Genomic DNA, 14,176 nt, shown 5'->3' on the forward strand with positions numbered 1-14,176 from the left:
ATATATTGTATTATAACTCAAAATCCCATTTCTATAGAAATGGGATTTTGAGTTAATCTGTTTTATAACAGATAGAAAAGTGTGTTCTAAAAACTTAGATATAATTTCGATACAAAAAACAAAAAAGAGAAAGTGTAATTATTTAAAATTCAATAACTTACAAATTCTCTTTAGTTTAAAAAGTGGAGTTGGAGGGATTCGAACCCTCGTCCAAACAAGCAACACATAAGACTTCTACATGCCCGAAGATAAAGCAGACCCATTGTTTTAGGCTTATCTTTTAGAGTTCGGATACAATTTTGGGAACAATTTTGAATCGAAAATTTATGGCATCAGTTAGTTTTTTTACAAGAGGTAAAGTTGAAAACAAGAGCAGTACAATCTGGATACGGTTAAGAGATAAGGAGGTAGATGTAAAAGTCCCTCTCCCACACTTAAAATGTAAACCCAAAGATTGGAAAAATGGAAAATGTGTTATAAGTTCACGAAATGTGAACAATGATTTAGTTGAATTGAATATTGAACTTATCAGGTTGGAAACAAAAATAATTTCAGATTACACAAACTACAAACCTGAAATAGATTTAAAGGGTTGGCTTGAAGCTACTGTCTATCCCGAAAAAGTTATTTCAGAAAAGATAGAACCACATTCAGACAACGTACTTTCGTTTATTGATGATTACATTAATCTAAAGAAAGATACTGTAAGTGAATCAACCATTAAGAAAGCAAACGTTGTTAAACAGTTGATAAAGCGTTATTGTGATGACCTTAGGGCTAGAAAAAAAACCTTTAAACATTTGAAGTTTTCTGATTTAGATAATTCTTTCAGGGTGGATTTTGAAAAGTATTGCCTTCGAGAGAACTATAAAACATCTACAACTTATCGAAATCTTAAATTTTTGAAAATGATTTGTAAGGTTGCTGAGTCTCTTGATATAGAAGTACATAAGCATGCTTTTTTGTGGAAATTTGACATAGAGAAAGCTTCTAGAAATGTCCCAAAATCTGTTTATCTTACTTTTGCTGAGCTAGACAAAATTGAAAGAACAGAGATGCCAAGTGAACACTTGAATAATGCTAGGGATTGGTTGTTGATAGCTTGCTATACAGGACAGAGGGTTAGTGATTATTTGAGGTTTAATTCCAGTATGATTGTAAGAGATGATGAGAATCAATCTTACATAGAGTTTAATCAAATCAAAACAGGAACCAAAATGCAAATTCCATTGCTACAAAAGGTGCAAAATATTTTGCTGAAAAGGGGAGGCGAATTCCCTCGCAAGATTTCTGATGTAAATCTTAATCTATACATTAAGGATGTTTGTGAAATAGCTAGTATCGATGAGATTTTGTACAATGGAAAGGTCATGACAATTGAGAGAGAGGGTTTGTCAAGAATCACTAGAAAGGTTTTTGGTAACTACCCAAAGTATCAACTTGTAACTTCTCACATTGGAAGAAAAAGCTTTGCTACGAACTTCTATGAAAAAATTCCTATTACGTACTTGTTAAATTTTACAGGGCATAAAACAGAGAGACAACTCCTTACATACATAAGTAAAACAGATGCAGAAAAGGCGAAATCAACAGCCAAAATTTTTAAAAGTCTTGGTTATTAATATAGTTTGAATATCATTTTTATTCTTGATGGCTTGACCATATAAGTTTATTGAAATCAAAATCTTAGGCTGTCTTAAAAAGTATCTTCTCTCTCTCTCTCGAATTCCTGTCTGACAACTTTTGTTATTTAGTGAATTTTCAGAACTTTAATTTACCTTTTGGACAGCCTCCAAAGAAATACCTTTGATGTTATCATATTAAGATTGTTTTGGAGCGAGTTCTCCAATATATCTAAAAACTGTTCGGCTAGAAATCAAAATCTTGTACCTATCTTCCATAATTTGAGTAATTAATTCAGCTAATCCACTTTTGGACCTATTGCTCGCATAGTGTTGTCCATCACTTGTTAATTCCTCAAAAAGAGACTTGACTAACTCTTTTATCTCTTTGTTATCACTATCATTAATAGTGAATACTTCTTTTGGGATTTCTTTATTTTTAACCGAAATATTCTTTATTTCCCTTTGCATTTCATTCAACTTTTCTAGAATATATTGATTTTCAGATACGGTTTTAGTATCTAGTTCTTTAACAACAAACTTACCAAAATCTTGCAGATACATCGAATGATTAGCTTCTTTTGACTTTTCATACGTAGCAAGTAATTTTAGAGATAAATCAGTTTTAAATTGCTCAATTGATGAAAACCGTAAATCTTTTCGGTAATTAATGTGTTCCACAGGACTCGTATCGAATGAATATCCGGTCTCATCATCTTTTATAATTACAGCAGCTTTGTCAAAAGCAAATCTTAATCCCAATTCAAACATTACATTAGGATTCTTAGAGCTTACATCACAGATGATAATATCATCATCAAAAACATTTTGTACAATGGTTTTTTGGATAACACGCACATCTTCGCTTTCACTTACAAGTCTGGTTCTAAACCCTGCTTCTTCAGCAACAGATGTTATAATTTTCTTGACTTCTTTCCAGTGTCCAATCGGATAACCGTCAGTATCTGCGATTGGCATAATTAAGCCACAAACTGGACGTGTGTCTTCTTTTTGATTTTCAATTTTATCTTCCGAATCGTGATTATTGTCTAGTTTCTCTTTTTTCTGAGTCATGGTTCATTGTTTTAAACAAATGTAATTAAAATATTTATTAAAAGTTAATGACCAATTGTACCCTATTGGGTATTGTAGGGTGATTTTGAAAGAGAAAAATAGCTTACTTAATTGGCTTAAAACTAAATCTGCCATTTGTTTTCAATAAGTTGTTGAAAAACAGTATTTTAATATGTAAAATATTCAATACATGTCGTTACGGGGTAAAAACCTCTGAGAAAAATTTATCCGAAAGTGAAGCGAATTGTTCTATCGTAAAACTCTGCTAAATGACTAGGGCAATTTGCCGATTTATAGAGAGTGTTTATTCGTAACACTAGCTTTATAGTTTGTGTGTGTTTCGGAAAATATCAACAACTCCTCAAAATATCTGTCATATCTTCTCTCTAGTGGAACTAATTTTATGTAATCTTTCAGTTCACCATCAGCTAACGCATTAAACTTATTTTCAATAGTTACAGTTAAAGATTCTCCTACAATTTCCCTTACATGAGGATTTATAAAATAACTAATACTTAATTTGGCTGATTTATTACAAATTAAACTTATCTTTGCGTAAGGAGTTACAAATTCCTCTACTTTGGAACAGTGATACCAAGTTCCAGTATCAGAATAATCACACTCAATTCTGGTTCTTAAATCAACAGCTCCCAAACAGGCTTGAATTTCAATTAAAAAACTTCTTATGTTGTCGTAGTGCTCTTTTGTGATTTCGTTTGATTTTTGAGCCTCTAAAGTGGCGAATTTGGCAAGTTTAATGTTATGGTAGTTCTCTTCAAATAAATATATGAATTTTTCTGGAACTAAATTGGGCATTTTTTTCTTCATTTCCAGAAACTCGGAAACTATAAGTTTTTCAATATATTTTCCATTTGAAAAACCGCATTTTCTCACCACTGTCCGTGTTTCCAAAATTTCAATACGAGTTGGATAAACCCTTTTGCTGGTAACATTACCTTTTTTATCAATTCCATTCCAAGCCAAAAAGTCGATTATTAACTTTTGAAGATGAATCGAATTTAAGTACCTATGAGGAGTAGGAGGTATAACATCATTTTGCCGTTCAGATACTGGAAACAACCAGCTAAGGAATTTTAAATAGTTCTTCGTAAACATTTTGAGAACATTATTAATATTCATTTTCAGAAGAATTTATTGATAAAATACTTTCCCTTGCCTTACTTGCATCTGAGTAGGAATTGTACGTTTTAATCTCTCTTCCAATTATTTTTTTATAAATACTCTCCTTGCTAAGTCTTAGCTTTTTCTCCGCTTCATCTAATATTTTATATTTTTCATCCTCATTCATATTAGATGAAGTTTCAAATATATCAGTGGTCAAAACATATTCATTTGATGAACCACCAATAGTGCTAACAGCATCAAACTGTACAAAGCTGTATGTAACTGTTTGTGATTCATATTCTATTGGTCTTTCTTCATAAGTGGGTTGCTGGACATTGGGCTGCTGAGCATCAATCTGAGTACTATCATTAATAGTAGAATAACCAATTGTATCAATCCTATTTGTACTTTGATTAGTATTTTCAATCTTTTCCAACTTGCCTTGACATGCCAATACTATGGTAAATAGAATAATAGAGATAACTTTTTTAATCATAGGAAATTTTTAACTTGTTTTTAACGAATAGGTGTTAAATTATTGTACATTGAATAATTGCCATAATAGCCCTTTTCTATTACCATAGTAGTTTTAGATTTGGGTTTACTTTCAAATTGAACTTTATTTAGCTCATTTCTGTCTTTATAGTAAATAATGTAAAAAGTTGGTGATGACTTAAATGGATGTTCAATTTTAGAGATTTTGAAGATTGATTTATTTACTATAAATAATTTATTATCAATATCAATTATTATTTTAATATTCTCATTCTTATCTTCAATGTATTTACCTTTTCTATATTCTGATGACTTTGAAGATAAGTAAATGAATTTTTGTGAGCTATACTTTATAAAAAACAAGCTAAGCATGAGGAATAAATATTTTTTCATTAATTGTAGTTTTAATTACTCCTTATCTAAGGTTATATTGTTCCATTGTATTTTTGTAGAGCTTATTTTGTGAAATTTATAACTTCCACTTGAAGACCCTGCTGTTATAACAAAATTATAGTCTGTGTCTGTTATTGTTTCATCAACTTTTGCTGTCTGACCATTGTTTGCTGTTTGTGTGAGAATTGCTTTATAGCTAGTTCCATTCATTAGATATATGAAATCGTCATTTGTGAAATGATAGTACGAAGTATTGCCAACTTTCCATTTGCCTTGAATCCAAGAAGGCGAATGAAAGTATTGGATTGTGACAGGATTGTTTTGCTGTGCTGTCGAATCATCATCACTACTAGAACAGTTAACGAAAGAAATAGCTATTATAGCTGTAAGAAGTAAATTTCTCATATCAAATAAGTTTATTGTTTTTAAAATTAATTTTAAATACTGTCTAAAAATTATGGTTTCCCCTAACGGCATAAAAAAAGTGTGAACAATTCACACTTCGTATAGGAGGTATTTGGCGTAACCCACAAACACAAAAGTAGAACGTCCACACAGCCGTGTGGTGTTCAACTTCTTGCCTTTGTGATGTATTTTTAAATCGCCAAATTTTCCTATACAAAGCAATAAGTTTTACACTTATTTAATATCGTTAATGTCAAAGGCAAATATATTACTTTGAATTAAGGTTTTCAAATTTATTTCTTGTAAAATAGCCTTTATGTTTTTTCAGAATGATAAACACCATTATTAGTCACATTCATACATTATTCCAACTTAATTTGTGGACAGCTTCCGAACCTTGAAATAAATGCATCTTTAATTTTTAACTCTGAAACTTCAATGTTTTCCTCTTGCACAGCAATGCAGTCATGTATGGTAAAAGTTGGAATTTTCTTCTTTATTAAGTCTCTGGCAATTGTATCAACAATGATTCCAGCCTCTAAATCGAATAGTTCATAAGTAATGATTTTATGATTCCCCTTTTTCTTCTCCCGTATTAAATCATAAAGGATTGGGAACTCTGATTTAAAAACTTCCTGCTCTTTTATGTAATGATTATTTCTGGCATACAACATTGAAATGAAAAGTTTTTTTGCTAACTCTCTATCTTGCTCATACAGGTACTTGTAGTCATCATTAAACAGCCTTTGATATTGTATACCCCATTCTAAAGTAAACTTTGCTTTAAAAAGCTCTATAAAGTGGTCATAAATAACTCCCCCTACAGAGAGTGTGTTGAACTTGGAAATCTCTTTATTCATAAGGGTTTCAAGAATTTTGGTCGAGATATAGTTAGAGTACACCATTGGTGCTGTGTTAAAGCTTTCTGTAATGTTTGAACTATTATTAGTTTCAGGATAAAGTGTAACCAAAGGGGAATCACCATATATACCTTTAGTTTGATTATAGCTATTGGAATAAGTAATCATTTGTGCTTCTTGTCTACTTTTCTGTTTCCAAGTCCCTTGAGCTGTCTTGTTAGGATTCTGATTCCAATTTCCTCTTTGTGAATGATGAAGAAAAGGAGAATAAAATTTTTTATTAGACTGCTGAAAGTGGCTATCATTATCCTGAAACAAACTTTTAGGTATATCTAAGAAAAAGTTTTTGTCAACATCTTGCTGAACCAAGCCTCCTTTCTTAGCTACTAACATTGATGTAGGTAAAAGTAAAGTTCCATATTTCTCTATTAGGTACTGTTCTAACCACTGGCAGGAAACAAACTTTTTAGATATGTACGGAGCATTGTTTAATTTATATTTAGTTTTAAATACTGGACAACTTTGAAGCCTTTTAACTCTATGTGAATCTAAGGTAGCTGTTTCCTTTAAATACTGTGATAACAAATATGGAAACATATTTGTTACATCTAACTGTTGTAACTTTTTACCTTCGTAATACAATAAGCTACGGGTAACTTTATTTAAAAAAGTTATAGGAGAATAAAATCTACCTGATGGCTTTCTTTCAGAGTGCTTTGTTTTTCGGGTGAATGAATATTGACCATTAAGAAACTTCACCAGTTGCTTTAACCCACCATGATAAGCAGAATACTTATGCCATTCAACAGTGTGTTTTGATTCAAATGGAAAAACAATGTTTTCCAAATATTTATAAAATAATTTTTCCTCTGCAAGATTAAAATCTAAGGAAAACTTAGTTCTATCAAAGAGTTTATACAAGATTTCCTCATACTTTTTTACATAAGAGTTATTAAATTTATTTTCGTAAAAAACTGGTTTTGAATTTGTTAATTTAATCAACCTTAACCTTCTGAATGCATGAGAATTATTAAATCCATAACCGAAAGTTTGACCCTTAACCTCCTTACTATATGGACTCCGTTTTGATATAATGTTAGAGTTAAATAGAAAATCAATGTAATCTCTATACTTTTTCCCACAGCATTCTTTTAGAATATCACTATGAATATTTACTTTTTTTGACGTTTCGTGTCTATCCTTTTCATAATTGAAAGATGTTAATTCAGTAGTGATTAAACTTATAAGTGACAATAATTTATTAAAATCAATCCCTGGATTTGTAGATGTTACTGAATTAGATAGTTCTTCAATATCAATAGTTGCAGGAATCAAAAGCATCAAATCATTGTTAGATAGTGCTTCGGGTGCTATATTTTTAGTCATTAGTTTTATTTAAAATCTGTTTTACCTTTTGAACTGTCCCTAAGCTAACGTTGCATAGTTTGGCAGTATCTCTCAAAGATTGTTCTTTTTTCAAATATTTTACAACTTCTTTATATTTATCTAAAACTTTTTCATCACTTTCAACCGAGCCTTTAATCCTACCCTTGTAAACACCTTTGGCAATAGCAATATTTATTCCCTCTCGTTGCCTTTCCAGTAAGGTTTCTCGTTCCATTTCAGCTATGTTAGCCATCACTGAAATGATTAATTTAAATGCTGAATTAGGTTTACCATTAATTAGGCTTTCAATCCCTAAATTATCTGTTTTTAAAACAATTTTCTTTTCATTCAGGAACTCTAAAGTAGCTAAAATGTCAAACAAGTTCCTACCAAGCCTATCAATAGAATGCACCGAAATGTAATCTATTAAACCTGCTTCGATGTCTCCAAGCATTTTTTTTCCCTCTGGTCTTTGGTTGAATGGTATAGACCCACTTATAATGTCAATGTAAAGTTTTTCGTTGGGGTGGCTTTTTTGTAATTGCCTTGCTGTATTCTGGTTTCCAGTAGAAACCCTTATATATCTTGCTTTCATTTGATTATTGTATAAAGCACCCTGAGTGACAGGGTGCAGGGGTGTTATTAATTTTTAAAATAGTATCCGTTTGAGGTTGAATAGTCATACATGAAATTATGTGTTGTTTTTTCCCAATCTATGATGATGTAAGAAGGAAAATTTTCTGGGATACTGCCATCCTGTTCTAACATTTCCTGTACAAAGTCCTCATCCGAATTATACTCACCATAATAAGACTCTGAAACTTCATATATGAGTCCTTGTATGTCTTGATTATAGTTACCCCTACAATCTACATAAGCTTCAATAATTTCAAATTCTAAGCCTGAATCATTTATTTTCTCTGCAATCTCGTAAATGTCTTTGGAAATTTGACATTCACTTATCAAACCCTGATTGATAAAGAATTTTGGGGCTTCATAATCCTGAAACATAAATTCGGGGTCTTCTTCATCATAATGAAGTTCTCTCATAGCCTCATAAAGTTCTTCATAATCCAAATAATCAGAAAGGTTTAACCAATCCCCGTTTAAATTCCCGATGTTGTACTTTGCGTACGTTGAAACATAGATACTAGCAGTATCAAGACAATTTTGTAACTTTGCCATGTTGATAAGTTTAATTTAGTAGTTGAACATTTATTAACGTTTGCCTTGTTGTGCTCCAACACTTCAAGGCTTTTTATTGATTCAAATATACAACATTTTTTCAAACGTATCAAATTTAGAGTAGGTGTTTTTGGTACACTTTAAAACTTTTATATCATCTTTTGTACAAATCTTTTATGTGTCACGTTTAGACTTTAGTCTAAATTTATCACATTAAATTTTACATTTTAAAATTTTCTTTTAAAATCTTTCTACCCTTTAAAAAATATAACTATAACATGTGGGGGTGGGGCAAAAATTAATAATTTAGTGGGGGGATGTTTTCTATATAGGTAATAATGTATTACATATTTTATATTTTTCCAATTAGATTTTATTATTTTTATAAAAACTAATATCATAATATAATGAGTGAGAATGACATTTTTATAATTAATAAGATATACCCTAATGCTAAAGATATCTTTACTTTATCCGTAGAACCTATCTTGAAAATAAAAGATAATTGTTTGTTTGTTTTAGATACAAATGCATTGCTTTTACCCTATACAATAACCCCAAGTAGTATTGATGAAATTAAAAAAGTTTATACTAAAATAATCGAAGAGAATAGACTTTTCATTCCTGCTCAAGTTGCAAGAGAGTTTGCTAAAAACAGACCTGAAAAAATTAAAGATATTTTTTTACAATTTAATCGAAAAAAGAGCAAAGTAAACGAACTTAAAATAGGTAAATATCCTTTGTTAACTGGCATACAGGAATATGAAGATTTAGTTAATTATCAAAAAGAAATTGATGATAGATTAAAAGAATATTCTGAAAAAGTTAATGCTATAATTGATAAAATAAAAGCTTGGACATGGAATGACCCTGTTAGCCAAATTTATCATGCTCTGTTCCAAAAAGAAATTATAATTGACCACAACTTAAAAGAGGCAGATATCATAAAAGAATTAAAAATTAGATATCTACATAAAATTCCACCAGGCTATAAAGATGGAAAAAAAGAAGATGATGGAATTGGTGATTTGTTAATATGGTTTACAATATTGGATTTAGCTGAAAAAGAAAACAAAGATATTGTATTCGTTTCAGGAGATGAAAAAACAGATTGGTTTCACAGGAGTGAAGGACAATCCTTGTATCCAAGATTCGAGTTGATTTCTGAGTTTAGGACGAAAGCGCCAGAAAAATCATTTAGTATAATAAAGCTTTCAGAATTTATCGAATTATTTGGAGCAGACCAAAAAGTAGTAGAAGAAGTTGAATCGGAGGAAAACATAATAAATATAAACTATTTTTTTTCTACTCATGAAATAAGCTATGTTGGCTATATAAATGACTGGATAAGAAAAAATATAAAAGGATTTAATATTTTAACGTACGAATCTGGTTTTCCAGAAATAGTTTTAGTGGATGATACGAATGGAGTAAAAACAATAGCTGTAGAAATAATGGTTTGGAGAGAAATAAGTCCGTTTTTAATGTCTCTTAGTTCCTCTTTAGAAAAGTTTACTCCGATGGCATTAGAAAATGGTTATAGTAAACTAATAATTTTTGTTGTAATAAAGCCTGTCTTGGTAGTACCTACAATAATTGATGAAATAAAAAGTTTTAAACAAAATTTCGAATTGAATGAATTGGAAATTGAAATTGTTTTAGGAAGAATAGTTGAGAATAATTTTACGGTTACACTAATAATATAAAGAAATATTTTCTTTCAACAAGTAATCTTTTAATGTTCACATATAAAAATCATTACTGGGAGTTTTTAGCTTATTTGTGTTAACACTTCCAGTAAATTACCATACTCTATAAAAACTGTCTCCATTCCTCTGGTAAGATTTCATTTTTGTAATAACTATGTGCTAAATATCTAATACATGACAAACCAACCTTATCGGTTCTGTATTCAAAAACAGGTGACACTTTTTTATAAACATCTTTTTTGAATTCATCAAAATCCTTAGGCAATTTATAAATTGAGTCAACAAAGTATTCATTGTGAAGATTTTTTTCAAATAATAGTTGCTCCACATCGAATTCATTAAAGTCAATTAATGCAATTTGTAAGTTTATTTTTTCACCAAATATTTTATGAAATACATCGAAGGATTCTTTTGAATTAAACACTACTAACAACTCTAGAATAGTTGCAAGTAATATGGAAGAGCTATCTGTATAGCCTTTAGGCTTTTTGCCGAGAGCAAAAAATTCAATTACTTTTTCCATATTATTATATAGTTCGGGAAGCCTATCATATTTTTGTTTCTCAAGAACCATATTTTCTAAGGTTCTAAAAACAATATCAGTTATAAAATTAACATCTTTCTGTCTTCTTGTTTCTTTATTGGCAAACAGTAAGAAAAGTTGAATTATTGATATAGAATGATTGTCTAAAATAGGTCTATAAAATCCACTATTATTTTGAATCAAGTCAATTAATAAGTCTTTTTGTTTATTGAAAATAAGTTTGTGATTTTTCTTTTCTGAGAAAATAAGACGAAGTCTTAAATAGTAGATGATATCATCTAAATAATCAAAACATCTTAGAGGATAACCCACATTTTCAAAAAAAGCCCCCCTTTCTGAAAATAATCCATCAGGTAATTTTGCAATAGGAAAAGTTTTTTTAAAGTAAGTGTTGAAAATTTCAAATTGAACTTTTAATAATTTTCTATACTCTTTAATAATTGCAGGTCTCTTTTCAAGATTATTTTTAAGAATCCAAGACCATGTATGTAAAATTAAAAATTTAGAGCATTCCTTTGCAGGGATAATGTTATTATTTTCTTTACTATAATGAAAAACTAAAGTTTGTAAGATACCCAATGTAGCAAAAAGCTTTGCCAAAGCACGACCTTTAACGGTATCAATTTTCTCAAACTGAACTATAACAAGCTTCTTAAATTCTTCATATTTGTAATCTGGTGTATCAAGAAATGCTAAAGTTTTTTTCAGAAGTCTATTACTTTCGGTATCGGAGAGTAAATACTCACTAAAAAGGTATTTACTAAATAATTCTGTCAAATGATAAATATCCCATCTTTCAAATTCACCATCTTTAAATTCTTTTTGTATTAAACCTTCAAAAGTAGGTTTAATATTAGGTTTTAATACTCCATTATGTACTAAAATTATTTTGATAGGTAACTCATTAAATTCAGGAATTGAAGTGTCATTAAAAGCAGTATCTTTTGCTTCAATAATAGATTCTCTTATCCCATCTGTTTTAGAATAATTTTTGTCTGTTATGTGTCTGTCATCATAACCTTTCAATTCAAAATACCAACGATACTTTTGTCCTTTACTATCTTTACCAATAGCTATAATATCTTTACCATATTGAGATTGCCCTTTTGCTTCTTTTGCTGTCTGGACAATCCTGAATTTTAGTGATTGCAAAAGTAGTGGAAATATATAATCGAGTTCCGAATCCTCTTTTAAAGAAGATAAATAATCCTGTACAATTAAAGTATTACTGCTCATTTGAAATTAAATCAGTTATCAATTTGAAGTTCTCATCTTTCCAATCAGTGTGAATTGCTATTCCGTGCTCAATATCGAATTTATTGGGAAAAATGAGATGGTTTCTTGGCATTGCAAAGCTATGTCCTATAGAGTGTAGTTTACTTACTTCTTTATTCTCTCCCGTTTTCCAACCTCCACCTTTTGCAATTTGTATAGAGTTGACCATACTTAAAAAACTGTTTTCTTTTTCATTTGCATCTTCCATCATTCCTGAAAATTTTTGCTGAAAAATTTTATTAAAAAGGTCTATATACTTTGATTGAGAAAAATAAGGGTCAAGTTCGTTAATACCATATTTTACTTTTACAAACTTATCATAGAATGTATTCATATATTTACTAACTCTATCTAAAACATTTTTGTGATTTTCCTCTTCATCATTTAAATTTTCTTTTAGTACATCGGTAACATGACCTCCATAATTTTCAGAATATTCTTCAAGTTTGCAAATAAAAGCTTCCTTAATTGTACTCGAAGAAGAATCTAAAAGGGGAATTAGGCAAGGCAAAGTATTTTTAGGTTCGTTGTAATTCTCTGTAATGGAAACAATCAATTTATATTGTTCTAAAGATGTAAGTTTTAAGATGTCATAATCAAAATGATAAGAGCAATGAGTGTTTAATTCATTAAAAAAACTAATTCCTAAATGTCTGTTCCGAGCTTTATTAGATGTTATAAATTTAATAAACATTTTATCCAATTCATTTCGGTTATAATCATCAAGATGATGAATAAATTCACTTGCAATATTTGAAAATGGTTTACAATCAGAAAGAGTATTTAGGACTTTTTCTAAATGATTAACATCTTTGAGATACCAGAAAGTTTGAGCAATTAAACGGAGATACTTTTCGTTGCTGTAAAAATCTTTTTTTATAATAACACAGATAATGTTGACTCTTTCATTATTATACTGTTTAAGAAAAGAAATCCTATCCAACACTAAATATACTGCATCTTCATCATTAATAATTTTAAGAAGATTATTAAAAATACAATCAATAAAACTTGTTTTATTTTTTAAATTTTCACAGTTAAGAATGCTAAAAAGAATGAAAATTAATGGTCTCTTATAAGTTTGATTCTTTTCATAATATTCATCAAAATAATTTAAAAACTTCTCAGCCTGTGCTTCAGAAATATTATCTAATCTTGCCAAACCACTAAAAATACCGTCTAATCTTTTTCCCTTCCGAATGTAATTCTCAATTAGATTTATTGATTCAGTATTTTTTGAACTATAAAGCCCTTCTATTATACAAGATATTATATTTAAATCTATATTTTCAATCTCTATTGCAATTTTAATTAAATCCTGTCCTTTTTGATGACTAGATTTTGCAATAGTGCATAAAGTATTCAGTAGTGAATTATAATTAATATTTAAAATCCCAGCTTCACTTTCTTTATTTATATGATTGACTATATTAAGAACTGATTGAATTAATATATTGTTTTCTAAATCCAGATAAGGAAGTTGGGTATTATAGGCATTTAAAAAAACATAATTATTGTGACTATTTTGAATTAAATAATCTGATATATTGATGAATGAAACACTGTGTAATTTATTAGAAATATAAATTGCATATTCCCAAAGAAAAGGTAGTATTTTTAAAAATCCACCACCTTTAAAATCTTTACTTATTTCTGACAAAAAATTAAATGTTGATGAGAAATCAGAGCTAAACTCAAAATCCAAATTTTCTTTACATACATCAAAGAATGCTTTGCTGAAGGCATAGAGATTGTTGATTTTGATTTTATTTTCCTCAATTACAAGTATTCCATTGTCTATTAGTATGTTTTCAGGAGTAATTTCATCCAATTTGAATGAAAATTTTCTATTTTGAAAACAGACATTTACAAACTCTTTAAGTTTTATGAAAATTTCAGGATTATGACCTAATTCCAAATCAACCGTTGCAATTTTATCCATCAAGTATATTTATTGCGCAATTTAATAAATCTTATCCTCAAAATATAGGGAGAAGCTTAGACTAATCTTACGGGTTCCCGTATTTTAGGATTGTTTTTATTACTAACTTGTTACATTGTAAAATAATATGTAATATTAAAGCTTATTTCACTTGAAAGTGT

At 29.4% G+C, this 14,176-nt stretch carries 12 protein-coding genes; 2 read left to right on the forward strand and 10 right to left on the reverse strand.

From position 1 onward, the window contains the following. Positions 1-326 precede the first annotated feature (326 nt). Positions 327-1,622, forward strand: coding sequence for a phage integrase SAM-like domain-containing protein (locus tag AB8P06_RS16595; protein WP_369843372.1), 1,296 nt, complete (start codon positions 327-329; stop codon positions 1,620-1,622). Between the two features lie 198 nt (positions 1,623-1,820). Here the strand turns inward: AB8P06_RS16595 and AB8P06_RS16600 are convergent, their stop codons facing one another. From AB8P06_RS16600 to AB8P06_RS16635, 8 genes are all read right to left on the reverse strand, one after another. Continuing rightward, positions 1,821-2,696, reverse strand: coding sequence for a hypothetical protein (locus AB8P06_RS16600; RefSeq protein ID WP_369843373.1), 876 nt, complete (start codon positions 2,694-2,696; stop codon positions 1,821-1,823). 291 nt (positions 2,697-2,987) lie between these two features. Then, the gene (locus AB8P06_RS16605) at positions 2,988-3,836 is read right to left on the reverse strand and encodes a hypothetical protein (protein WP_369843374.1); all 849 of its coding nucleotides are present in this window, start codon (positions 3,834-3,836) and stop codon (positions 2,988-2,990) included. Then, a complete protein-coding gene (locus AB8P06_RS16610) occupies positions 3,826-4,317 on the reverse strand; it encodes a hypothetical protein (RefSeq protein ID WP_369843375.1) in 492 nt (163 codons plus the stop codon). The genes AB8P06_RS16605 and AB8P06_RS16610 overlap by 11 nt, the downstream gene beginning before the upstream one ends. A gap of 20 nt (positions 4,318-4,337) precedes the next feature. Beyond that, on the reverse strand, positions 4,338-4,709 hold the full coding sequence (locus tag AB8P06_RS16615; protein ID WP_369843376.1) for a hypothetical protein: 372 nt from the start codon (positions 4,707-4,709) through the stop codon (positions 4,338-4,340). A 15-nt stretch (positions 4,710-4,724) separates the two neighbouring features. After that, positions 4,725-5,114 carry a hypothetical protein gene (locus tag AB8P06_RS16620; RefSeq protein ID WP_369843377.1) on the reverse strand — a complete coding sequence of 130 codons (390 nt, stop codon included), beginning with the start codon at positions 5,112-5,114 and terminating at the stop codon, positions 4,725-4,727. Between the two features lie 362 nt (positions 5,115-5,476). Beyond that, the gene (locus AB8P06_RS16625; RefSeq protein ID WP_369843378.1) at positions 5,477-7,360 is read right to left on the reverse strand and encodes a hypothetical protein; all 1,884 of its coding nucleotides are present in this window, start codon (positions 7,358-7,360) and stop codon (positions 5,477-5,479) included. Continuing rightward, positions 7,353-7,955 (reverse strand): recombinase family protein, encoded by a 603-nt coding sequence (locus AB8P06_RS16630; protein ID WP_369843379.1) that lies wholly within the window; start codon positions 7,953-7,955, stop codon positions 7,353-7,355. The genes AB8P06_RS16625 and AB8P06_RS16630 overlap by 8 nt, the downstream gene beginning before the upstream one ends. Positions 7,956-8,002: 47 nt before the next feature. Beyond that, positions 8,003-8,545, reverse strand: a complete 543-nt coding sequence (locus tag AB8P06_RS16635; protein ID WP_369843380.1) for an antirestriction protein ArdA — start codon at positions 8,543-8,545, stop codon at positions 8,003-8,005. Positions 8,546-8,952: 407 nt separating this feature from the next. Here AB8P06_RS16635 and AB8P06_RS16640 point away from each other — a divergent pair, with 407 nt between their 5' ends. Further along, on the forward strand, positions 8,953-10,251 hold the full coding sequence (locus AB8P06_RS16640; protein ID WP_369843381.1) for a PIN domain-containing protein: 1,299 nt from the start codon (positions 8,953-8,955) through the stop codon (positions 10,249-10,251). 106 nt (positions 10,252-10,357) lie between these two features. On the opposite strand, the gene AB8P06_RS16645 is transcribed toward AB8P06_RS16640, so the two are convergent. Together AB8P06_RS16645 and AB8P06_RS16650 are read right to left on the reverse strand one after the other, a co-directional pair. Then, positions 10,358-12,034, reverse strand: a complete 1,677-nt coding sequence (locus AB8P06_RS16645) for a hypothetical protein (protein WP_369843382.1) — start codon at positions 12,032-12,034, stop codon at positions 10,358-10,360. Further along, positions 12,024-14,015, reverse strand: coding sequence for a hypothetical protein (locus AB8P06_RS16650; RefSeq protein WP_369843383.1), 1,992 nt, complete (start codon positions 14,013-14,015; stop codon positions 12,024-12,026). The genes AB8P06_RS16645 and AB8P06_RS16650 overlap by 11 nt, the downstream gene beginning before the upstream one ends. Between the last annotated feature and the right edge of the window lie 161 nt (positions 14,016-14,176).

It is taken from the genome of Chryseobacterium tongliaonense, assembly GCF_041224435.1.
GTDB lineage: Bacteria > Bacteroidota > Bacteroidia > Flavobacteriales > Weeksellaceae > Chryseobacterium > Chryseobacterium tongliaoense.

Bases quoted from the DNA above. Each gene is read 5' to 3' on its own strand.
- AB8P06_RS16595 (WP_369843372.1), top strand. From the start codon at position 327: ATGGCATCAGTTAGTTTTTTTACAAGAGGTAAAGTTGAAAACAAGAGC.
- AB8P06_RS16605 (WP_369843374.1), bottom strand. From the start codon at position 3,836: ATGAATATTAATAATGTTCTCAAAATGTTTACGAAGAACTATTTAAAA.
- AB8P06_RS16620 (WP_369843377.1), bottom strand. From the start codon at position 5,114: ATGAGAAATTTACTTCTTACAGCTATAATAGCTATTTCTTTCGTTAAC.
- AB8P06_RS16645 (WP_369843382.1), bottom strand. From the start codon at position 12,034: ATGAGCAGTAATACTTTAATTGTACAGGATTATTTATCTTCTTTAAAA.
- AB8P06_RS16615 (WP_369843376.1), bottom strand. From the start codon at position 4,709: ATGAAAAAATATTTATTCCTCATGCTTAGCTTGTTTTTTATAAAGTAT.
- AB8P06_RS16650 (WP_369843383.1), bottom strand. From the start codon at position 14,015: ATGGATAAAATTGCAACGGTTGATTTGGAATTAGGTCATAATCCTGAA.
- AB8P06_RS16635 (WP_369843380.1), bottom strand. From the start codon at position 8,545: ATGGCAAAGTTACAAAATTGTCTTGATACTGCTAGTATCTATGTTTCA.
- AB8P06_RS16600 (WP_369843373.1), bottom strand. From the start codon at position 2,696: ATGACTCAGAAAAAAGAGAAACTAGACAATAATCACGATTCGGAAGAT.
- AB8P06_RS16610 (WP_369843375.1), bottom strand. From the start codon at position 4,317: ATGATTAAAAAAGTTATCTCTATTATTCTATTTACCATAGTATTGGCA.
- AB8P06_RS16640 (WP_369843381.1), top strand. From the start codon at position 8,953: ATGAGTGAGAATGACATTTTTATAATTAATAAGATATACCCTAATGCT.
- AB8P06_RS16630 (WP_369843379.1), bottom strand. From the start codon at position 7,955: ATGAAAGCAAGATATATAAGGGTTTCTACTGGAAACCAGAATACAGCA.
- AB8P06_RS16625 (WP_369843378.1), bottom strand. From the start codon at position 7,360: ATGACTAAAAATATAGCACCCGAAGCACTATCTAACAATGATTTGATG.